Below are 23,754 nucleotides of genomic sequence, written 5' to 3'. Positions count from 1 at the left end.
CATAAATTCGATCATTCAGACAAATTTCCGTTTAATTTCTCTAAATAAATATGTATCAGCCGGGGAACGGCATAACGTTCTATATCTTCATACGGAACAGCCAGAAACGAATCCAGTGCCTCCGGTATTTTTTCAACCTCTACCCGGTAAAAAGTAGTGTACAGGACCTGATGGGAAAGGACATGTTTTACTTCTGCCATGTCGGAAGATATATTTAATCTGCCGGCCCCGGTAAACAATTTCCGGAATGCCTCCGTGTCCTGCAATCCGGCAAAATCCATCGGTTTTTCCGTCTCGATCAGAGGAAACTCGTATAATCCTTCCCAGATATCTTTTTTACCCCGGCGGGAAAGCCAGGTTTGTCCTCTATATATAATGTATAAGTAATGAAAATAACGGGCACGCGTCTTTGTCTTATTCTGCTTGACCGGTAAATCCTGTACAGTGCCGGAAGCATACGCCATACACCGTTCTTTCAACGGGCAGACTTCGCAGTCCGGATTCTGCGGAACACATTGCAATGCGCCGAACTCCATGATTGCCTGGTTATGCTGTCCCGCCTGTTTGGGATCCATAACGATCCCCGCCAGTTCTGTAAACTGTTTCTTCCCCTGCGTAGTGTCGATAGGCACATCCATCGCAAACAAACGTGCCAATACACGAAACACATTTCCGTCTACGACCGGATAAGGTTTATTCCATACAAAAGAGACGATTGCCGCTGCCGTATAGTCGCCAATACCTTTCAAGGACAATATATCTTTATGCTTCTCCGGAAAAACGCCACCGAACTTTTCCATGATCTCTTTAGCGGCAGCATGCAGATTCCGTGCCCGGCTGTAATACCCCAATCCCTGCCAGTATTTCAACACCTCATCCTCTTCTGCCGAAGCCAGAGAAGCGACATCAGGGAAACGCCCGGTGAAGCGGAGAAAATAATCCATCCCCTGAACAACACGGGTCTGTTGAAGAATAATTTCTGATATCCAGATAATATACGGATCGGACGATTCCCTCCAGGGCAGCATCCTCTTATTTGTTTTATACCAGGTCTGTAAAATATGACTGACTTCCAATTCGTTTTCCATTTACTATATCGTGTCCTCTTTTTGTACGTTTTCAAACTCTCAACTCGTTGATTAATGCAAACATACACAGATATAATGAATTGTAAGGAATCTTTTTTATTAAAAAATGGCAGGCAATTCTTTTTCCACTTAAATAAAAAGCTATATATTTGCATTCCAAAAAATTAATAGGTCCAAATCATTAATTAATTTATAGACATGACTAAAGCAGATATTGTTAGCGAGATTTCAAAAAGTACCGGTATCGATAAGCAGACGGTATTGAGTAGCGTAGAATCTTTCATGGACATCGTGAAAAGTTCATTATCTCAGGGTGAAAACGTTTACCTGAGAGGATTCGGAAGTTTCGTTATTAAGAAGAGAGCTCAGAAAACTGCTCGTAATATTTCAAAGAATACTACGATCATCATTCCGGAGCATAATATCCCTTCATTCAAACCGGCTAAAACTTTCCTGAACGAAGTTAAGTAATTAGTAATTATAGTTTAATTTAAAATTTAGAAACGATGCCTAGCGGAAAAAAAAGAAAAAGACATAAAATGTCTACGCACAAGCGCAAAAAGAGACTGAAAAAGAATAGACATAAAAAGAAATAAGTCTATCGAGAAACTCTAAAGAACAAACTTAATAAGTGACCTTTTAAGTTTGTTCTTTGCGTATTTAGAAAGGTCTGAATAAAAAAACCCTTTTTTAGTGATAAGTGAATTAGTAGTTGATGTACAACCCAAAGAGGTATCTATTGCCGTATTGGAAGACAAGAACCTTGTGGAACTCCAGAAGGAGGCCCGCAATGTCTCGTTTGCCGTAGGCGATATCTATCTTGGCAAAGTTAAAAAACTGATGCCGGGTCTGAACGCTGCTTTCATTGATGTAGGGTATAAAAAGGACGCATTTCTTCACTACCTGGACTTAGGTCCGAACTTCAACACCCAACAAAAGTTCCTCAAACAAGCACTTGGCGACCAGAAAAAAATGCCCGCCATTTCTAAAATGCAGATACTTCCTGAAATAGAAAAGGACGGAAGCATCAGCAATGTGCTTAAAGTCGGACAGGAGGTGTTGGTACAGATTGCCAAAGAGCCGATCTCAACAAAGGGTCCGCGATTGACTTCCGAGCTGTCTTTTGCCGGAAGATACATCGTTCTGATACCATTTGCCGACAAGGTCTCTGTCTCCACAAAAATCAAGTCGAGCGAGGAACGCGCCCGTTTGCGGCAGTTAATCCAGAGCATCAAGCCGAAAAACTTCAGCGTGATCGTACGTACTTCCTCCGAAGGAAAACGCGTGGCTGAACTCGACCATGAATTAAAGACATTAGTGAAACGATGGGAAGAAAACATCGTCAAGGTCCCTAAATTAAAAGTACCGTCGATCGTATATGAAGAAACGGCACGTACTGTGGCCTTGCTCCGTGATATTTTTAACCCTTCTTTCCAGAATATTTACGTAAACGATGCGGATGTTTACCATAACATACGCGATTATGTCAGCCTGATCGCTCCCGGGAGGGAAGAGATTGTACAGCGATATACCGGCGAACTACCGATCTTCGACAATTTCGGTATCACCAAGCAAGTTAAATCGTTGTTTGGACGGACGGTTACGTATAAAAGTGGAGCTTACCTGATCATCGAGCATACCGAGGCCATGCACGTAATAGATGTGAACAGCGGCAACCGTTCCAAAGGAAGCGATGCCCAGGAAAAAACAGCTATCGATGTAAATACTGCCGCCGCCGACGAAATCGCACGCCAGCTTCGTCTTCGTGATATGGGCGGTATTATTGTAGTCGATTTCATCGATATGGCAGAAGCCGCCAACCGGCAAAAGCTGTTCGAACACATGAGCAAAGCAATGGCAAACGACCGGGCCAAACACAACATCCTGCCTCTAAGCAAGTTTGGCCTGATGCAGATTACCCGTCAGAGGGTACGCCCGGCAATGGATGTGGATACGACAGAATCATGTCCTACCTGTTTTGGCACAGGAACAATCAAACCTTCGATCTTATTCACCGACAATCTGGAAGGAAAGATCGACTGTCTGGTAAACAAACACAATGTGAAGAAATTCGCCCTGCACGTACATCCCTACGTTGCAGCGTTCGTAAACAAGGGGCTTTACCCCCTTAGTATGAAATGGAAACTGAAATACTCTATGAGTATGAAAGTCATTCCTAATCAAAGTCTGGGTTTTCTGGAATATAAATTTATCGATTCCGACAAGAATGAACTCGACATGATGGAAGAAAAGGAAATGAAGTAAGGAAAGAGGCCCCGAAGCGATAAACTCCGGGGCTTTTTTATATTATTTAATAGGTAAACTTCTCTTTCAATCATTTTTCTGGGAAAGGTTTATATGAAATCAACTATCACACTATCAGATCAAGGTATAAATCAATGTAAATCAACATTATAATCAATGATAGTTCCAATTTTAAACAATCATTCATCTATCATAACACCATCATTTAACCATATTTTTAACATAGCATCGTCACTTTTCAGTCTCAAATGTGTCGATCCTTACTCATATATGTCATTATATACTTTGTAGCCATTCAACTTACCCCCTATCTTATTTCAAGGAACCAGTTATCTTTTTTATTGAAAAAGCCTGCTTATTGTGCTCGAGATGCCCATTTGCACCCTTTTTACACCCGGGTCTCGACGATGCTCACACCCGGGTCTCGGTTCTGTCAAGACCTGGGTGTCAAGCAATATAAATCAGTAACTTACTGAAAACAAATACCTTACTTTATATAAAAAGTCAAGCATCTGAGTCTTTTTGAACAAGATTGTGATAGTTGAATGATAGTCATATGATAGTTAAAAAGAGATACTATCATAAGTTATACGACTGATACACAAACAACAAACTACAAAAATGATAGTATGATAGTTAAATACCCAAAAATAAGATGAAAATCAATAAGAAATTTTTCAGCTAATTATGAACAAAAATCGTTTCCATAATTAACCGATTTATTCAGAACGGTAATAAAAAAACAGGCAGAAGTTTTTGTTTATCCTTAAAAAATACGACTCTTGTAGAGTATTAGAAAATAACGTAGAAGCGTTTCGATATTATCTTGTTCTGAAATCTCGACAATTTCAACCACACAAGATAATAAGCAAATGTCTCCTACGCTTGTGTTCGTGTATATAAACTTACCTAGTGACAGGTGAACTATATACCTACATAAAGCGTGGGATCATTGTCTTATTATTGTGTGGTGGGCAGTCGAGAGCCTCAGAACAGTGATAGACGATGGTTCCCATGCTTCTTTTTTTAACGAACCGACCGAAGGGGACAGGGAGGATAAGGAGAGAAAAGAATGAAAAAAATTTTACTTGTTTTATTGGGATTATGTTTGTGTTTGAATATAAAAGCTCAAGTTACCACCCATATAGAACTTCGAGAGAGCGGAACCTTGTTGGACTTACTGACAGATAGTGAGATTGAAAAGACAGAAAAAATAATTATTTATGGTAACTCTTTAATTAAAGAAGATTTTTCTGTATTGAAAACAATGCTTATACAATATAATTTGGAAGTGATAGACATTGAAAATACTGCAACATCCATTATTTCGGAAAGGGCATTTGAGGGATGTTCAAATTTGAAGGAGATAAAACTTCCTAAATATTTAATAGATACAGGATGGTACGCTTTTTATGATTGCTCAAACCTTACGAATATAGATCTTCCTTTTTCTGTTAAAAAAATAAGAAACTCTTTTAGAGGATGTTCTTCATTAACATCTGTTACATTAGGTCGGCGTGTACAATCTGTAGATACACAATCATTTTTATTATGTGGGAATTTACAGGAAATACATTGTATTGGAGCTATCCCTCCTGATTGCAAACAGGAATCTTTTGAAGGACTTTATGAAACTTGTATTCTTTATGTACCGGAAGGGTGTAAGAAGAAGTATGCCTTTTCTGATGGCTGGCTCAATTTCGATAATATCCGTGAAGAATATGTAGAACCGACTTATTCTTTACAAGTTAATTTGGTCGGAGGAACTTTTGCCTGGCAGCTTTATCCTGATTATGAAGGGATAGGTGGAGCTATTGTGTCATATATTGATCCGGGAAATGATTATTTTATAGAAGTGGAAAAAAATGAAACAGTTGTTTTTCATATAGCCGAGGAGAATACTTATTTTGCTAATTGGCAGATTGAATCTATCTTTTTAAATGGTAAAGATATAACTTCACAACTGACAGAAAATAAGTTGCTTTATTTGAATATTAATCGAGACTCTAAACTGGAAATCATAATGAAGGATCAGTTGGCTACATCTAATGAAATAATTGAAGATAAATTCAATATACAAATATCAGCCCTTTCCGATGGTCTATTAATTAATAATATAACACCCGGCGAACAGATAAAGGTCTATAATCTTTTTGGCATTCAGGTCTATTCCCCAAAAACAGAGACTAGTGACTGTAAAATTCGCTTGTCCACAAATCAAATTTATTTGGTACAAATTGGAACCAAAGTTTTTAAAGTAAAGATTTGATAGCAATCTTTCCGGAAAGCAAAAGCTCTTAATCTATTTTAAATCTCATAATTTATCAGGAGTACAGAGTTACTCCTGATAAATTATTTTCCCTTCTTTACTTACTCTTCGCTTTCGCCATCTCCAACGCATGCGTTGTCACAATACATCATCTTTTATTATTTAAGACAGCTACACACCTAAAATATTCCAAGAACGCACTTTTATTATAAACATAATAATTACATTTGCAATAAAAAGAAAATATGGATATAGCAGTGACGAATCCTTTTGTCGTAGGAAGGTATATTTCTGACAAGTATTTCTGTGATCGTGAACAAGAAACGGACTTTTTGATTAAACAGATTGAGAATGGCCGCAATGTAGCTCTGATTTCTCCTCGTCGTCTAGGAAAAACAGGGCTGATAAATCACTGTTTCCGTCAGAAACAAATCAAGGAAAGTTATTATACTTTTTTTATTGATATCTATGCAACGACCTCACTAGCTGAATTTGTCTATTTATTGGGGAAATCTATTTATGATGAGCTAAAACCTTTGAAAACGTCCTGGAGCGAAAAGTTCTTTCAAATAATAAGTTCATTACGTGTTGGATTTAAACTGGATGCATTGACGGGAGAACCCGGCTTCGATATCGGATTGGGAGATATTCAGACGCCACAAATCACACTGGACGAGATTTTCAACTATTTAGAATCAGCAGACAGACCTTGTATTGTGGCGATAGACGAATTTCAGCAAATAGCCGGTTACGAAGAGAAAAATGTCGAGGCTCTGCTACGTACGAAAATTCAGCAATGCAGCCATACTATGTTTATTTTTGCCGGTAGTAAACGACATCTTATGAATAATATGTTCAATTCACCCTCAAAACCCTTCTATCAAAGTTCCATAGGTATGGGATTGAAAGCTATCCCACAAGAAACTTATATCAAATTTGCAAATCGTATGTTTGAGGAACGTGGGAAACATATTGAAAGAACAGTTACTGAGAAAGTTTATTCGATGTTTGCCGGTTATACCTGGTTCGTTCAAATGATGATGAACGAATTATTTGCTCTGACCGCTCATGGGGAATGGTGTAAAACAGATAAGATCGAAACAGCACGAAAAAATGTTATCCAAACACAAGACAGCCTTTACCGGGAAATATTAGCAAACCTGGCAACCAAGCAAAAACAGGTACTGCAAGCCATAGCCAAAGAGCGGGAAGCACAAGGGATAACATCTTCTGTCTTTATCAAAAAATACAATTTGCCTTCTGCCAGTTCCGTACAAGCGGCAGTCAAAGGACTGATAGAGAAAGACCTTATCACGCAAACAGATGGCGTTTATCGGGTATACGACTATTTTTTTGCCGATTGGTTGGCTACAGAATATTAAGGAACGCAGATGATTTCAAACATTCTACGTTCCCTAATAGCCAGCCTTTCCTTACTTCTTTGTCTTCGCCACCTCCAGCGCATGCGTTGTCACATAATATTTGGCGATCATATTCGGCACTTCCCAGTTCGGTAACTTCCCGTCCTGCAAATATTGCAGATAATTTTCCATTACCTGTCCGAAATGAGCTTCATGCCCGACCCTGTATTTTGCCGGAATCTGAACCTGCCATACATTATCTGAAATCTTATTTAAAGCAACTCCCGGATATTTATCAGCAACGGTAGACATGGCATCTGCCAGATCCTTTTCATAAGTAGCCAGGTCAATCCCCTTAACAGCCTCTACAAATAATTCCGGTTTATACCCCTGCTCCTGTCCCTGACGAATCACCAGGTCGGCTTTGCTTCCTTTCATAACAGAAAAATGCGTATCGCCGCCACCTTCCGGAAAGGTATAATTCCAGATAACGGAAACTTTGGCTGTCACCCCTTTGATCTTATAGACGATATCACCATTACAATACACTTTCAGCGTATCGTTTACGACATCTTTTTTCAGGAAATCGGGATAAGCATCTGTGCCCGTCACCTGCTTAAACTCTTCCGGACTGATCGAAGTCGTCCAACGGTTCGCATCGACCAATTCTATATCTTTTTTATAATCGATAATCTGTTCCGGAAAAGCTTCCCACTGAACGAGATCCACCAGATGGGTCGTCACATCCACGATACCTTCCCCCTGCTGAGTTACATCAAAATACCACACCGGACGGGTCAGTGGTTTGTTATCTACCAGTTTAAATAAATGATGTACACTTTCCTTCACAATAGCCGGTTCCTCTGGAGAGCCTTTCAACTGTTCGCCATATATCGCGGGGATTGTTGAAAGTTCACGCTGCAACATCGTTGTGATCTCATTCCTTTCAGTCATAATGTCATACAACAGAATATTCTTCTGCTTTGCAATATCAAAACACTCTTCCAGCAGTTGGAAATTCTGACTGTTGATCGCCATCGGCTTGTCAGAAAGAACATGGATGCCGGCTTCCAGGATTTTCTTTATATATTCGGTCTTTTTGCCATTATTTCCGGCCTGGACCATCACATTCCCTTTCTTTTCGGATAGCATTTTCTCCAGATAATCCGGCCCTGTATAAACAACCTCATTCCACGCTGTCGGATTCTCTGCACGTGTATTAAATCCTTCGATACGCTTTAGATGTTCATTCACATCGAAGCCGGTGGGGGCGTACACAAAAACATCTTTAGAAACCTGCGGATAAGACACCTTCTGTACCAATGCCGCATGAAAATGACCGGGATCGAGCGTTATAAGCTTTACCTCTCCCGGAGCACCGGTAAAACTTTCAGCCTGCTCTTTTTTAGAGGAACAGGAAGTTCCTAATAAAAGTGTAGCCATGGTAAAAACTAGATAGTTTTTCATTTTATAAATGATTTAATTGATAATAGTCTCTTCTTTACATATAAATTAGGACATAATCCCTCCTATGGCACAAAGATAAAAATATATCGTTTTAACAACTGCCGTATTGTCATTATTTCTGACAGCAAAAACAATTCAGAACTGTTCATTGTTACTTTGGCATACGTTTTGTATACTAATTGGTGCAACTCGACAAGAGAAAAAGCAAAGACGAAAAATAATAACAATTAAAATATTATCAAATTATGGGAAAAATTATTGGAATCGACTTAGGAACAACCAACTCATGTGTTGCCGTACTGGAAGGTAACGAACCGGTTGTTATTGCAAACAGCGAAGGTAAAAGAACAACTCCTTCAATCGTTGCATTCGTTGAAGGCGGCGAACGTAAAGTTGGTGATCCCGCAAAACGTCAGGCTATCACCAATCCGGAAAAGACTATATTCTCTATCAAACGTTTCATGGGTGAAACATACGACCAGGTTCAGAAAGAAATCAATCGCGTACCTTATAAAGTTGTACGTGGCGATAACAACACTCCGCGTGTGGATATCGAAGGCCGTCTGTACACCCCGCAGGAAATTTCAGCTATGGTTCTTCAGAAAATGAAGAAAACTGCTGAAGATTATTTAGGTCAGGAAGTAACAGATGCCGTTATCACTGTCCCGGCTTACTTTAGCGATGCTCAGCGTCAGGCAACAAAAGAAGCTGGTGAAATTGCAGGTTTGAATGTTCGCCGTATCGTAAACGAACCGACTGCCGCTTCTTTGGCTTACGGCCTTGACAAGACCAGCAAAGATATGAAGATCGCTGTATTCGACCTTGGTGGTGGTACATTCGATATTTCAATCCTTGAACTGGGCGACGGTGTATTCGAAGTAAAATCAACAAACGGTGATACACACCTGGGTGGTGATGACTTCGACCATGTGATTATCGACTGGTTGGCAGAAGAATTCCTGCGTGAAGAAGGTGTCGACCTGCGTAAAGACCCGATGGCTTTACAACGTTTGAAAGAAGCTGCTGAAAAAGCGAAGATCGAACTGTCAAGCACAACAAGTACAGAGATCAATCTGCCGTATATCATGCCGGTTAACGGTATTCCAAAGCACTTGGTAAAAACATTGACACGTGCTAAATTCGAACAACTGGCAGACAGTCTGATCCAGGCTTGTATCGAACCGTGTCGTCAGTCATTGAAAGATGCAGGTTTGAGTACTTCCGATATCGACGAAGTAATCCTGGTAGGTGGTTCTACACGTATCCCGGCTGTACAGGCTATCGTTGAAAAATTCTTCGGTAAAGCTCCGTCCAAAGGTGTTAACCCGGATGAAGTAGTAGCCGTAGGTGCTGCCATTCAGGGTGGTGTATTAACAGGTGAAGTAAAAGACGTATTGTTGCTGGATGTTACCCCGCTGTCTCTGGGTATCGAAACAATGGGTGGTGTAATGACCAAGTTGATCGAAGCTAACACAACTATCCCGACTAAGAAATCGGAAACATTTACAACAGCTGTCGACAACCAGCCGTCTGTAGAAATCCACATCCTGCAGGGTGAACGTTCTTTGGCAAAAGATAATAAGTCTATCGGCCGTTTCCATCTGGATGGAATCCCTGCTGCACAGCGTGGCGTACCTCAGATCGAAGTAACATTCGATATCGATGCCAACGGTATCCTGAATGTATCTGCAAAAGATAAAGGAACCGGTAAAGTACAGAGTATCCGTATCGAAGCATCCAGTGGTTTGAGCGATGACGAAGTAAAACGGATGAAAGATGAAGCTGCAGCCAACGCTGAAGCTGATAAGAAAGAAAAAGAACGTATCGACAAGCTGAACCAGGCTGACAGTATGATCTTCCAGACTGAAAAACAGCTGAAAGACCTGGGTGACAAACTTCCGGCAGACAAGAAAGCTCCGATCGAAGCTGCATTGAACAAGCTGAAAGAGGCTCACAAAGCTCAGGATATTGCCGGTATCGATGCCGCTATGACAGAACTGAACACCGTATTCCAGGCTGCAAGCCAGGAAATGTATAATGCTCAGAACGCTCAGGGTGGTGCACAGCCGGGGCCTGACTTCGGACAGCAGCAGGCAAATAACAACGCCGGCGGAAACAAAGACGGCGGTGTTACAGATGTTGACTTTGAAGAAGTTAAATAATTAAATTACATTTTCCACATAAGATGAAAGCGATTGTCGGATGCAAATCCGGCAGTCGCTTTTTTTTATTCTGCTTGCGTCCTAAATAAATAGACAAAGAACCATTGAGATTCAAATAGTCTTTCATATATTTGCGGTTATCAAGCAAATGTATGCAGCAACCTTTTTTTCAACATATTATTAAAATTGCGTGGATATTATTACTAATAATTACCACATCATGTAGTAAAGATCGCCAGAAAGAAAAACACAGAATTTTGGTAATTGAATCTTTTGAGCCCGAATATACAGGCTATGAAGGAAGAAAAGAAAAAATACATCAGGAATTTAAGAAACACAACATAGATGCTAACCTGAAAACATTCTACCTGGATTGCGATTCTTATCTGGATGCAGAAGAAAAAAACAGAATGTACGAATTTCTCGATACGATCTCTTTTTGGAACCCCGAACTTATCCTGGTTTACGACGATCAGGCAGCTTATTCGATAATGGCTTGCAAACATCGTCTCGTCAAGGAAATCCCGGTCGTTTTCGACGGCGTCAATTTTCCCAACTGGGAACTATTAAAACAGTACCCCAATATTACAGGTTTTTGGGATAAGCCGGAGTATATGAAAACTGTTCAATTAGGGGAAATAATATTCGGCCCTATGTACTTCAATATATGGACAGACAATACATTTCTCGGAAGGAAAACGACAAAAATTTTTTTAGATGATGCGAAAAATGCGGGCATAGAAAGAGTAAACGAAAAACTCTTTACCATTGACAGAGATGGAGCCTATTCATTTACATTGGATAGTATCACAACAATAAAAGATAAAAGCCGGATACTCAAAAAACCATCGAAAACCAAATTCAGATTAATTGATGCCCGCGAATCCACTTCCAGCGGTTTGTTATGGTCACTTTCAGGGCTAGCCCGCTATACTGTGTTTGTACAAAGCAAAAGAGATTTTGCATCCAAACGACTGGGCCTATTCGCTAATGGTCCCACACTATCTGTTGTCAATGAAGGGTTCGGTCTGAAAGAAGGGATCCTCGGTGGCTATTTAACATCTCCTGAAACACAAATATGCCAATCCGTAAATCTGGCAACAGAAATTCTACAAGGTAAAAAGGTAGAAGATATCCCCATCACCCCCAGTCCCAAAGAATACCTGTTAGACTGGACTGAAATAGAACGCTGGAATATATCCAAAAGCAGTATTCCAGGTTCCTTTCATATCATAAAAATGCCTTTTTACGAACGATATAAGCTACAGATCATAATTATAGGTATCCTGACAGGTATTGCCATTATTCTTATCATATCCTATCTGATATATCTCTATTTACGGGAAAACCGGAATAAACAGATCGCCCAGGAAAATCTGAAGAAAGGAGAACGCTTTTTATCATTGGCACTTACCGGAGGCAAAGTATATGCTTTTCAGTTCAGAGAAAACATGTTCTCTTTCGATAAAGAATTCCATATAGATGCCGGAATAGAAGAAAAAATGCTCCCCACAGACGAATTCAAAGCTTGTGTCCATCCTGCCAATCTGGAAAATTTTAATAACGACGTTATAAACGCACGGCAAGGAAAAATACAAAAGAACATTTCACAGATACGCTGTAACTTTGGCGGGAAGGGTTATCAATGGTGGGAATTCCGCTATACATACAATCTGGAAGAGGATATCTTCAACGGACTTTGCCTGAACATACAACAAAGTAAAGAAGCAGAGCAGGAACTGATCAATGCCCGGCAGAAAGCGGAAGAATCGGATAAGATGAAATCTGCTTTCCTTGCGAATATGAGCCATGAGATACGTACACCTTTAAATGCAATCGTCGGTTTTTCCAACATAATAGCAGAGGAGGAAGAGGTTGAACTGTCTACGGAAGAACGGAAAGAGTTTTTAGGCCTGATCAATTCCAACTCCGAGTTACTGCTGAAATTGATCAATGATATTCTGGATCTGTCACGTATCGAATCGGGTAAAATGGACTTTTCGTTCAAGTCTTGCAATTTAACCGATCTGATGAAAAACATCTATCTTACTCACCAGGTACTAATGCCGGCGGAGGTTAAGTTACAAATAGATATTCCGGAAAAACCGATTGTGATAGAAACAGATGCCCTCCGATTGACGCAGGTCATTACAAACTTTATCAACAATGCATCCAAGTTCACACACGAGGGTTACATCAGAATTGGTTACACATACGACATCACGGAAGAAACAGTTGATATTTACGTAAAAGATACGGGGATAGGAATACCTAAAGAAAAACAACAAGCCGTATTCGAACGCTTTAATAAACTGGATGAATTTGCCCAGGGGACAGGATTGGGACTGGCAATCTGCCAGGTCATCATCAAACGTTTCGGAGGAGAAATAAGGCTTCAGTCTGAAAAAGGAAAAGGCAGTTGCTTTACAATAGCCCTGCCTTTATAAATTTGATTCAGAAAAAACAATAATTATTCTATCGAGAAAGTATCGGCATCTTTCCACGCCGGGAACTTTGCACGCAGCTCCTCCAGGTCTCCCTTGTTCAAGGTACAGGTACGGGTTATCTCTTCCCGTTTACCGGCATCCGCCAATTTCTTTCCTTTCGGAGAAAAGGTCATTGAGTCACCACGGTAAGTAAACCCTTTTCCATCGATCCCCACCCGGTTAACCCCACAAACATAAGCCATATTCTCAATAGCACGGGCAGGAAGTAATGCCTTCCATACCTTCTTACGTGCCTCCGGCCAGTTGGCTACATATATTAGTAAGTCATATTCATTATTCCGGTTACGGCTCCAGACAGGAAAGCGAAGATCATAACATACCTGTAAGCAGATATTCCAATCTTTATAGCTGATGATCGTACGCTTATCCCCGGCAGTAAAATGCTTATCTTCAGCAGCCATACGGAATAAATGACGTTTGTCATAATAATACTCGTCCCCTTCGGGAGTGATAAAAAAGGCACGGTTGAAGTAGCTTCCATTGTCTTTCACAATAAAGCTACCCACAACAGCAAGGTTATATTTACTAGCCCAGCCTTTTATAGCCGGAACAGTTGGCCCGTCCATCGTATCAGCCAACCTTTCCACCTCCATGGAAAAACCGGTCGTAAATGTTTCCGGTAACACGGCAATATCCGTTTTTCCACTCACACGACGGAGTAATTCTCCGTAATAACCAAGATTCTCATCCCTGTCTTCCCAAATGATATGGGACTGGATCATACTGATACGTAAACTGTCTGCCATAATAGTAAATTAAACTTGTACGAAATTTTCCGGGTGACAAGCTGTCACATCTCTGTAATATTCACGGATTGTATGAATATCCTTTTCTGCGTCACCAGTCGGATAGAACAATCCTTTAATACCAGCTTCCTTCTTTGCATAATCGAAATAAGCGATCATGATAGGAACCTGTGCTTTCTGTGCTATATAATAAAAACCTTTTTTCCACTCTTCTGCCCTTTTCCGTGTGCCTTCCGGTGTTATAGCCAGTTGAAATATCTTACGTTTATTAAAAACCTCAACCATCTGGTCGGTCACAGAAGTATGTTTCTGCCGGTCGACCGGTACACCACCCAACCACGAAAAGAATAAATTAAAGGGGAAAAAGAACCAGTCCTTTTTGATCAGGAAACTGGCGTTACGCCCTAATGCCGTATAAAGTAACTTTCCGACAATAAAATCCCAATTGCTGGTATGCGGGGCAACGCATATCACACATTTAGGCACATCTTCGCACATTGGACCCACTTTCCATCCGGCCATGCGAAGAAGTGCCTTACTAATAGCTTTCTTCATTATTTACTTTTCTTTGCTTAGCTCTCCTATTTCGTTTGCGATAGCATTTACTTCCGTCTGCAAATCCACACGCAACTTACGATAATACTCTTTCACCAGCGTTTTGTTGTCTTTGCCATCCGGGCTACCGGCACGGCGGATAAACTCATCCTGCATATCCAATATTCTAGTCAACAGAACATCAGCTTTTTCCTCCTCTACACCAGGAATAAATAGCCTACAAACCAATACTTCAGAAAATAGTTCACCTGCTACATAGCCGATTTCTTTCTTTAAAATTCTTCTCTTAGCCATAATTTTCAAATTAAATTATCTACAAATCTACAAAATCCTTTATTAAATAACTCATACCGCGGGAAAAAAGATAAAAATAATGTATCTTTGCAGCTTCAAATTCTCTGATTATAAACAAAATCGTTTATGGATACAAAGACAACAACGCCAGAATATCTCTTTGAAAGCAGTTGGGAAGTCTGTAATAAAGTGGGAGGAATTTACACTGTGCTGTCTACAAAAGCGCATACTCTGCAACAGATGTTCAATGATAAAGTTATTTTTATCGGACCTGATGTGTGGGGCCCCGCAAATGCTCCGGACTTTATCGAAGATGATACTCTGTTTGCTGATTGGAAAAAACATGCGAGAACCACTGATAAGCTAAAAATGAAAGTCGGACGCTGGAACGTGCCAGGTACACCTCCGGTCGTTTTGGTCGACTTCAAGCCTTTCTTCAGTGAGAGAGACGCTTTTTTCTACTCCATGTGGGAAAATTTCCGGGTAGATTCGATGCACGCTTACGGTGACTATGACGAATCCTGTATTTTTGCCTATGCCGTAGGAAAAGTGATAGAAAGTTTCTACAACTTCTATAATCTCTCCGACAAAAAAGTAACAGCTTTATTCAATGAATGGATGCTGGGTATGGGAGCACTTTACATTCAAAAGCAACTTCCTGCCATTGCTACGCTGTTCACTACACATGCTACTTCCATCGGGCGTTCCATTGCCGGTAATAACAAGGCTTTATATGCTTATATGGACGGATACAACGGCGACCAGATGGCAAAAGAACTGAACATGGAAGCCAAACACTCGCTCGAGAAACAGGCTGCACACCATGTCGACTGCTTCACGACGGTCAGTGATATCACAGCCAGGGAGTGTAAACAATTACTGGATAAAGCACCGGATATTGTTACTCCGAACGGCTTCGAACCGAATTTTGTTCCCGAAGGAAAAGAATATATAAAGAAACGTGCGGAAGCCCGCAAAACATTGATCAATGTAGCTGAAAAACTCCTGGGATGTTCCATCTCTCCGGATGCATTACTGGTATCGACCAGCGGACGTTACGAATACCGCAACAAAGGGATCGATGTTTTCATCGAGGCCATGAACCGCGTGCGCAACTCAGGAGAATTACAGCGCGAAGTCGTTGCGTTCCTGATGGTCCCTGCCTGGGTCCGTGATGCACGTGCCGATCTGAAAGAGGTCATTGAAAAGAATATTCCGACGACCTCTCCCATGCAAATGCCTTTTATTACCCACTGGCTGAACCTGATGGATCAGGACAAGGTATTAAATTATATCTCACATGCAGGATTTACAAACCAGGCTTCCGAGAAGCTCAAAATCATATTTGTTCCCTGCTATCTGGACGGACGCGACGGTATCTTCAATAAACCCTATTACGATCTGCTGATCGGTATGGATGTTACCGTATATCCGTCTTACTACGAACCCTGGGGATACACACCACTGGAAAGTGTTGCTTTTGGCATACCGACAGTAACTACCAACCTGGCCGGATTCGGCTTATGGGCGGAAAAAAGTGTATCCGGCAAAAACATCAGTGAAGGAGTTGCCGTTATCGAACGGACAGACTTCAATTATTTCGATGTTGCCGACGCTATCACGACTTCAATTCTCTCGCTCGTCAAGAAAGATGAAAAGGAAGTTGAAGAAATACGCAAACGCTGTTTCAAACTGGCAAAGCAGGCTGAATGGAGCAAATTTATCGTATTTTACCAAAAGGCTTTCAGCGATGCACTAGCAGCTGCGGCCAAAAGAAATGGTTAAATTTGGCTCATAATTAGCGAGATAATCCTATCTTTGCCACAGTTTTTTACATCTTATTTTAAGTTGAATCATTTTAAATCTCACAATAATGAAAATCAAAGCGAATAACGCAAACAGTCCGATCTGGAAGGACGTTTATTCACATTCGATGCTTCCTGAAGTATTGCAACCCTTACACGAAATGGCGACAAACCTGTGGTGGGTATGGAATCATGAAGGAGCTAAATTATTTGGAAAAATCGACAAAGACCTTTGGGTATCTACAGAAGGTAACCCGGTGCTTTTGCTCCAAAGCTTATCTTACAAACGCATTGAAGAAATCCAGGCTGACAAAGTATTGATGGCCGAAATACAGGAAGTTTACGCTGGCTTCAGGGAATATGTAGATACTAAACCTGATGCAACGAAACCTTCTGTTGCTTATTTCAGTATGGAATACGGACTTACCAACGTACTGAAAATCTACTCCGGTGGTCTGGGCGTACTGGCTGGTGATTATCTGAAAGAAGCCAGTGACAGTAATATCGACCTGACAGCTGTCGGATTCCTGTATCGCTACGGATATTTCACACAATCCCTGTCTATGGACGGACAGCAGATTGCGAACTACGAACCACAGAATTTCAATTCATTACCTCTTTCTCAGGTTACACAGTCTAACGGCGAACCGATGGTTTTGGAAGTTCCTTACCCCGGCAGAACCGTATATGCTCACATCTGGAAAGTAAGCGTAGGCCGTGTGCCTTTGTATCTGATGGATACAGATATTCCTCAGAACAGCGAATGGGACCGCTCGATCACTCACCAGCTATATGGTGGCGACTGGGAAAACCGTATGAAACAGGAATATCTGCTAGGTATCGGTGGTATCCTGATGTTGAATAAATTGGGGATCAAAAAGCAGATCTACCATTGCAATGAAGGTCATGCTGCATTGATCAATGCTCAACGTTTAGTTGACTATATTCAGAACGACAGACTTACTTTCAACCAGGCGTTGGAGGTTGTGCGTGCTTCTGCTCTTTATACAGTACATACGCCGGTTCCTGCCGGACACGACTATTTCGATGAAGGCCTGTTCGGTCGTTATATGGGTGAATTCCCTGGTAAGCTGGGTATCAGCTGGCAGGAATTTATCGATATGGGACGCGAAAATCCGGGTTCCAACGAAAAGTTCTCCATGAGCGTATTTGCTTTGAACACTTGCCAGGAAGCAAACGGTGTAAGCTGGTTGCACGGTAAAGTATCACAGAAGATGTTCGCTCCGGTATGGAAAGGTTATTTCCCTGATGAACTTCACGTTAGCTGGGTTACCAATGGTGTACACATGCCGACATGGGCTTCTACGGAATGGAAACGTTTCTTCTACGAACATTTCGACAAGAAGTTCTTCACCGACCAGTCGAACAAAAAATACTGGGAAGCTATCCAGAATGTCAACGACGATGATATTTGGGATCTTCGCAAGACATTAAAGAAAAAGCTGATCGAATATATCAAAGTTCAGTACAAACAGAACTGGTTGAAAAACCAGGGCGATCCTTCAAAGGTTGTTTCCGTACTTGAAAAGATCAACCCGAACGCACTGTTGATCGGTTTCGGGCGCCGTTTCGCGACTTACAAACGTGCTCACCTGCTGTTTACCGACCTCGACCGTCTGGCTAAGATCGTAAACAATGAAAAATATCCGATCCAGTTCGTATTTACAGGTAAAGCTCACCCGGCTGACGGTGGTGGACAGGGATTAATCAAACACATCGTTGAAATCTCACGCCGTCCGGAATTCCTGGGTAAGATCATCTTCCTCGAAAACTATGACATGCGCCTGGCTCGTCACCTGATTGCCGGTGTCGATGTTTGGTTGAACACTCCGACACGTCCGCTGGAAGCTTCCGGTACATCTGGTGAAAAAGCTGAAATGAATGGTGTACTAAACTTCTCCGTACTCGACGGATGGTGGTACGAAGGTTACAAAGAAGGTGCTGGTTGGGCATTGACCGACAAGCGTACTTATGAAAACCAACAGTACCAAGATCAATTGGACGCTGCAACAATCTACCATATCCTGGAAACAGAACTTATCCCGACTTATTATGCTAAGAACAGCAAGGGATATTCTCCTGAATGGATCCAGTATATCAAAAATTCCATGTCACAGATCGCTCCCGACTATACAATGAAACGTATGTTGGACGATTATATCAATCGTTTCTATAACAAGCTGGCTACTCGTTCCGCTCATTTACGTGAAGATAACTTTGCAGAAGCAAAAGAGATCGCAGCCTGGAAAGAAGAAGTGGCAGAACATTGGGATAGCTTCCAGGTTGAATCATTCACCTGTAGCAAAGACCTGGCTATCGACGGACCGGTTGTTGGTAAAGAATACTCTTTCAACCTTGTGATCGACCGTAAAGATCTTCAGGGAATGTTAGGAGCCGAAGTGGTTGTTACCAAAGAAAATTCTGAAAACCATCAACTCGAATTACTTTACACTAAACCGTTCGAATTGAAGAAAGAAGAAGGTTCTAAACTGTTCTTCGAACTGAAAACGACTTCAAGCGAAGCTGGTGTTCATAAGATGGGCTTCCGTGTTTACCCTGTAAACAAAGAATTGCCTCACCGCATGGACTTCGCATATGTTCGCTGGATTCAGTTATAAAAAGAATTCCATATAAACTAAGTAAAAAAAGGATGCTCTCCCCGGAAAGCATCCTTTTTTTATTCGATTGCTAATATCCGGGATTCTGTGTCAGATTGCCATTCAATAATAAAATATTCTCCGGAATCGGGAAAACGGTCGTATAACCGCTGCTTTCATCCGGCAACTGCGGACGGCTGCTATAGGCACGTGTAAACAGTCCGAAACGAACCAGATCCTGTCTCCTCCACCCTTCCCAGGCAAATTCCATTTGCCGTTCCGCCAGAAGATTCTCCAATGTGGCCTGCCTGTCAGCCATACCGACACGGGAACGTACCTGATTCAGTTCTGCATCCCCGTTCTCTCCGTTCCTAACCTTGGCCTCACTCTTCATCAAGAGGACATCTGCATAACGGAACAACACAATATCATTATCCGACAATTTTCCGTCTTTAGTCGCCGTTTTATCTATCGCATATTTCTTCATGCGGGCACCGGCCACTTTTTCATACGGTTTGCCGGTAATATCCACATCCACCAGCCAGGGCAGATACTCCAGCACCTCTCCGGTATCGAGCCGGACAGTATCTCCATTCAGATCGAGTACGACACCGGCAAAATAACATTTACTGAAACGGGCATCGACCTCTTCCGTATCATAGCCAAAAGTCCGGAGTACTTCCTGAGTGGCAGAAGAGCCGTTTTCTCCGGATAACCCATATGCTTTCGCATGATTATAGTGACGGGAACGAAACAGGTATTGCATCTGATTCGTATAAAAGTTCTTATCCATCGGAACAGTAAAGATATTTTCCACCGATGTTTCGTTGAATACTGAAAAATTCTCTTCATAAGTAGGTGTAAGCCGATAACCCGATGCGGTAATGGAATCACAATAAGCCATTACCGTCTGCCAGGCATTCAAACGCTGCCCGCCCACCTCAAAAAACAGGTTCCTGCCGTCCGGACGACTACCGCTGGTCCAGTTATTATTCGTATAAATCTCAGCATTCAAAGCTAATTTAGCCAACAGGAAATAAGCTACCGGACGAGTCATACGACCATAATAGTCACCGAACTGGTTGCTACGTTCCGGACTCAATAAGGGAGTTGTCTCCTGCAATTCTTTCACAACAAATTCAAAAACCTCCTGACGCGTACTCTGTTTGACCTCTTTCATCGGTGTAGAAGATGACAGCACAAGAGGAACACGTCCGAACATATCCACCAGATAATAATAATACATCGCCCGGAAAGCCCGTACCTCAGCCATATAAGGCGGAATATATTTATTTCCGGTCTGTTTATAAAATTCGTCCAGACGCTCCAGCGACTTATTACTCAATACTATCACCTTATACAAATACTCCCACGTGGCCCGTATCGCATCGCTGCTCACCCCCCATTTATGCAGGAAAAGACCTTGCCAGAAACCACCGTCATACCAGTCACCGCCACGTGTAGGCAGAATAGCCTCATCGGTAGTGAATGTATTCAGATCGTATATTCCCCGGTATGTCCCTTGTAATCCCTGACTATCGCTATAGCCTCCCACATAATTATAAAGCGTAGCAACCGTATTCAGATAAACAGCAGTCGCACTATCATACGCATCTTCTTCCGATATCTGATCCCTCGGATTCTCTTCCAGAAACTTACTGCAGGAAAGCAAAGCAAAGCTATATAATATACAGAAAAGCAAAACAAACTTCTTCATCGCCATAAACTATTAAAATTGAAAACTCAAACCGACCGTATAAGAGCGGTAAACCGGATAGTTCCGTTTATCGTCTATTCCCAGCGTATTATTTACAATATAACTATTGATCATCGGCGTCAAACCGGAATAACCGGTGATCGTCGCCAGGTTGTTGACAGAACAGGACAAACGCAGATTCTGTACATATTTTCTCCATTTACCCAAAGGCACATTCCAACCGACAGTCAGGTAATCGAAATTGATATAATCCCCTTTCTCCAGCCAGTAATCTGTAGCTGTCTGATCCTTGATATTTTGTTTAGGAGCCCCTTGCATAACGTTGTAATCAGGGAAACTCCCCATATTCATATAAGTAAGAGAAGTTCCGTTATAGATCTTATGGCCGAATGCTCCGTTTATCTGTAAAGAGATATCAAACTGTTTGTAACGGAAACTGATATTCGATCCCAGCATTGTCTTTGGTGTTGCCTGTCCGGCGATGTAACGGTCTTCGCCATCTTCCAGGTTCACGCCGTTACCATTCAGGTCAGCAATCTCATACTGGTAACTCCCGTCTTCACGCTGCGTCAACCCGGTACAATGAGGAAGATAAAAGACACCTAACGGTTGTCCGACCACCTGGTAAACAATGTGGTTATATCCGCCATGAAAACCGGCGCCGTTCAGGTCCGAAATACTGGTATATTCAGGAGCCGACATATATTCACCGTTGTACATACCACTCAGCGATAATAGTTTATTCTGCTGGAACGTCACATTCACATTGACACTCAGCTCCATATCTTTCGTCTGCAACGGAGTAACCCCGAAGCCCAACTCTACACCGCTGTTCCGCATAGAACCCAGGTTTGCCAACAACTTATTATAAGCAAAAGGAGGAACACTCACATCATAAAGATAAAGCATATCGCTGGTTTTCGAATTATAATAATCGATCGTCATCAACAGGCGGTTACGGAAAAAACCGACATCTATACCGGCATTCACGGTACGTTTTACCTCCCACTTCAGATCGGGATTGGCATTCCGTATCACACCCATCGTTACCGTCGGGCTTCCTCCCACCGATACAACGCCATTAGGCTTAACCAACTGCAGGGAATTATAGCTGTCTATTGCATCCTGATTACCGGACAAACCATAACCGGCACGTAATTTCAGATTGTTCAGGAAAGTGAACTGTTTCATAAAATCCTCTTCCGTTATCACCCAGGCGGCCGAAACCGAAGGAAAGAACCCCCATTTATTATTCTTACCGACTTTCGAAGAAGCATCCGCACGGGCATTGACCGTTGCGACATATTTGCCGGCATACACATAATTCACACGCCCCAGAAAAGAACTCAAACGGGGATCTTCATAATAAGAGTTCGTTCCTTCCCAAAGCCGTACGGCACCGGCCTGCAAATTATTATACCCAAACTTATCCGTAGAAAAATTGGTGACCGTTGTATAAAATCCGGTCAATATATTCTTCTGTGCCTCTGCCAAACCCAGCGCATCCAGATGATGCTCACCCCAATCGTTGGAATAACTCAGCATCAGATTCCCCAACAGGTCTTCCATCTTCCTCTCCCCTTTATAGGCTTGTCCGTGTGCCCATACCGTTGTCGGCAGATATTGGGAGTTATCTATTATATTATATGTATAAGAACCGAAGGCGGAAAACTTCAATTGCTTGCTCAGCTTCAGTGTAAACTTGAGATGCGTATTAAAATGAGCATTCGAGTCGTCATCTTTTACTTCCAGCCAGGCAAGCGGATTAGTGATCTGGCTGGCATTGGTTACCCCATTCCACGCTCCGGTCTGTTCATCCCGGTGATTCGGGAATGTCGGGTTGAAAGCCGCAGCCGAATAAAAAGTCTTCTGGATATCGTTCAGATAACGATTCTTTTGAAGGGAACCGAAAACACCCAGATCGATCTTCAACCGGTCGTTGAACGCACGCTGGGCAATATCCAGCTTGACTGTAAAATTCTGCAAATCATTGGTCCGCACTACCCCATCCCGGTCCATAACCCCGAGGGAGGCACGATAATTGGACGTTTCAGAACCTCCCCCCAAAGCGATATGGTGGTTCTGCACAATCCCGGTCCGGGTTATTTCTTCCGAAAAATTCGTATTGAAGCCCAGATCCAGTATTTCGATATTACGGTCTGCCGCCACTGCCCGGAAGTCATCTCCCGACAACATCTTCATATTCTTGTAGACCGCCTCGACCCCGAAACTGCCATCGTAACTGATACTGAACGCACCGCCTTTTCCTTTCTTCGTAGCGACTTCGATAACTCCCGAAGCACCACGAGAACCGTATTGAGCCGTCTCGGAAGCATCTTTCAGGATGGTAAAGCTTTCGATATCCGCCGGATAGATAGAACTAAGCGTATTCAGATCGGAAGAAACACCGTCGATAATAACCAACGGATCGTTCCCCCCTGTCAGGGAGGTTGTTCCCCGAACCCGGACAGAACTCAACGCTGCCGCCCTGTTCGCCCCGGTAGAAATACTGACACCCGCCGCCTGCCCGCTCAAGGCATTCAGCGAACTGGATACATATCCCTTGTTCATACGTTTCTCGGAAACTTTATCGACAGAACCGGAAATGGTCTGCTGCCTGCCGGTAGCATATCCGACAGCGATCTCATCATCCAGTCTCACAGTATCAGGAACGACCGTTCTGAATGTATCCGGCAATAACGGTGCTACCTGTGCCTGCCCATCCAGTCCGGAAACAAATAATAAGATGACAGGATATATCATTAAACAAGAATGAAATAACTTAATCATATGCACACAGATTTAAGATTAGTAAACCCCTTTTTAATAAAACTACTGATCAATAGCGATTGTTCATGCTACCGGTAATGTTTTTTAAGAAATCCGTTCTCCCCCTATTT

The 23,754-nt window shown here is 42.1% G+C and carries 15 protein-coding genes; 8 read left to right on the top strand and 7 right to left on the bottom strand.

Features of this window, described 5'->3' with window-relative positions; translation table 11 throughout:
- Positions 1 to 11: 11 nt before the first annotated feature.
- Positions 12 to 1,088 (bottom strand): A/G-specific adenine glycosylase, encoded by a 1,077-nt coding sequence (gene mutY, locus DWW23_RS05115; RefSeq protein WP_122352192.1) that lies wholly within the window; start codon positions 1,086 to 1,088, stop codon positions 12 to 14.
- Positions 1,089 to 1,286: 198 nt separating this feature from the next.
- Between mutY and DWW23_RS05110 the strand changes: the two genes are divergently transcribed.
- The 4 genes from DWW23_RS05110 to DWW23_RS05095 all read left to right on the top strand — a co-directional run bounded on the left by DWW23_RS05110 (position 1,287) and on the right by DWW23_RS05095 (position 7,004).
- A complete protein-coding gene (locus tag DWW23_RS05110) occupies positions 1,287 to 1,559 on the top strand; it encodes an HU family DNA-binding protein (RefSeq protein ID WP_008148996.1) in 273 nt (90 codons plus the stop codon).
- A 222-nt stretch (positions 1,560 to 1,781) separates the two neighbouring features.
- Entirely contained in the window at positions 1,782 to 3,353 is a 1,572-nt protein-coding gene (locus DWW23_RS05105; RefSeq protein ID WP_122352191.1) for an Rne/Rng family ribonuclease, read from the top strand.
- Between the two features lie 1,072 nt (positions 3,354 to 4,425).
- Positions 4,426 to 5,622 (top strand): leucine-rich repeat domain-containing protein, encoded by a 1,197-nt coding sequence (locus DWW23_RS05100; protein WP_122352190.1) that lies wholly within the window; start codon positions 4,426 to 4,428, stop codon positions 5,620 to 5,622.
- Positions 5,623 to 5,867: 245 nt separating this feature from the next.
- On the top strand, positions 5,868 to 7,004 hold the full coding sequence (locus tag DWW23_RS05095; RefSeq protein WP_122352189.1) for an ATP-binding protein: 1,137 nt from the start codon (positions 5,868 to 5,870) through the stop codon (positions 7,002 to 7,004).
- A gap of 51 nt (positions 7,005 to 7,055) precedes the next feature.
- Here the strand turns inward: DWW23_RS05095 and DWW23_RS05090 are convergent, their stop codons facing one another.
- Complete coding sequence (locus tag DWW23_RS05090) at positions 7,056 to 8,450, bottom strand: putative oxidoreductase C-terminal domain-containing protein (RefSeq protein WP_122352188.1); 1,395 nt, start codon at positions 8,448 to 8,450, stop codon at positions 7,056 to 7,058.
- Positions 8,451 to 8,695: 245 nt separating this feature from the next.
- Here DWW23_RS05090 and dnaK point away from each other — a divergent pair, with 245 nt between their 5' ends.
- Both dnaK and DWW23_RS05080 read left to right on the top strand, forming a co-directional pair.
- Entirely contained in the window at positions 8,696 to 10,612 is a 1,917-nt protein-coding gene (dnaK, locus tag DWW23_RS05085; protein ID WP_122352187.1) for a molecular chaperone DnaK, read from the top strand.
- A 257-nt stretch (positions 10,613 to 10,869) separates the two neighbouring features.
- Positions 10,870 to 13,059, top strand: a complete 2,190-nt coding sequence (locus DWW23_RS05080; protein WP_158583155.1) for a HAMP domain-containing sensor histidine kinase — start codon at positions 10,870 to 10,872, stop codon at positions 13,057 to 13,059.
- 23 nt (positions 13,060 to 13,082) lie between these two features.
- On the opposite strand, the gene DWW23_RS05075 is transcribed toward DWW23_RS05080, so the two are convergent.
- Genes DWW23_RS05075 through DWW23_RS05065 form a run of 3 tightly spaced genes read right to left on the bottom strand, consistent with a single transcriptional unit; the run spans position 13,083 to position 14,714 of the window.
- The gene (locus DWW23_RS05075; RefSeq protein WP_122352185.1) at positions 13,083 to 13,865 is read right to left on the bottom strand and encodes an amidohydrolase; all 783 of its coding nucleotides are present in this window, start codon (positions 13,863 to 13,865) and stop codon (positions 13,083 to 13,085) included.
- Between the two features lie 9 nt (positions 13,866 to 13,874).
- Positions 13,875 to 14,420 carry a 1-acyl-sn-glycerol-3-phosphate acyltransferase gene (locus DWW23_RS05070; RefSeq protein WP_122352184.1) on the bottom strand — a complete coding sequence of 182 codons (546 nt, stop codon included), beginning with the start codon at positions 14,418 to 14,420 and terminating at the stop codon, positions 13,875 to 13,877.
- Between the two features lie 3 nt (positions 14,421 to 14,423).
- Positions 14,424 to 14,714, bottom strand: a complete 291-nt coding sequence (locus DWW23_RS05065) for a hypothetical protein (RefSeq protein ID WP_122352183.1) — start codon at positions 14,712 to 14,714, stop codon at positions 14,424 to 14,426.
- Positions 14,715 to 14,840: 126 nt separating this feature from the next.
- Here DWW23_RS05065 and DWW23_RS05060 point away from each other — a divergent pair, with 126 nt between their 5' ends.
- Positions 14,841 to 16,499 (top strand): glycosyltransferase, encoded by a 1,659-nt coding sequence (locus tag DWW23_RS05060; protein ID WP_122352182.1) that lies wholly within the window; start codon positions 14,841 to 14,843, stop codon positions 16,497 to 16,499.
- A gap of 88 nt (positions 16,500 to 16,587) precedes the next feature.
- Entirely contained in the window at positions 16,588 to 19,158 is a 2,571-nt protein-coding gene (gene glgP, locus DWW23_RS05055) for an alpha-glucan family phosphorylase (protein WP_122352181.1), read from the top strand.
- A gap of 70 nt (positions 19,159 to 19,228) precedes the next feature.
- Here the strand turns inward: glgP and DWW23_RS05050 are convergent, their stop codons facing one another.
- Both DWW23_RS05050 and DWW23_RS05045 read right to left on the bottom strand, forming a co-directional pair.
- Complete coding sequence (locus DWW23_RS05050) at positions 19,229 to 20,854, bottom strand: RagB/SusD family nutrient uptake outer membrane protein (protein ID WP_122352359.1); 1,626 nt, start codon at positions 20,852 to 20,854, stop codon at positions 19,229 to 19,231.
- 12 nt (positions 20,855 to 20,866) lie between these two features.
- A complete protein-coding gene (locus tag DWW23_RS05045; RefSeq protein ID WP_122352180.1) occupies positions 20,867 to 23,644 on the bottom strand; it encodes a SusC/RagA family TonB-linked outer membrane protein in 2,778 nt (925 codons plus the stop codon).
- Between the last annotated feature and the right edge of the window lie 110 nt (positions 23,645 to 23,754).

Source organism: Parabacteroides sp. AF14-59, from assembly GCF_003479515.1.
Taxonomy (GTDB): Bacteria; Bacteroidota; Bacteroidia; order Bacteroidales; family Tannerellaceae; genus Parabacteroides; species Parabacteroides faecis.
This window is presented reverse-complemented; position numbering and strand designations above follow the sequence as displayed.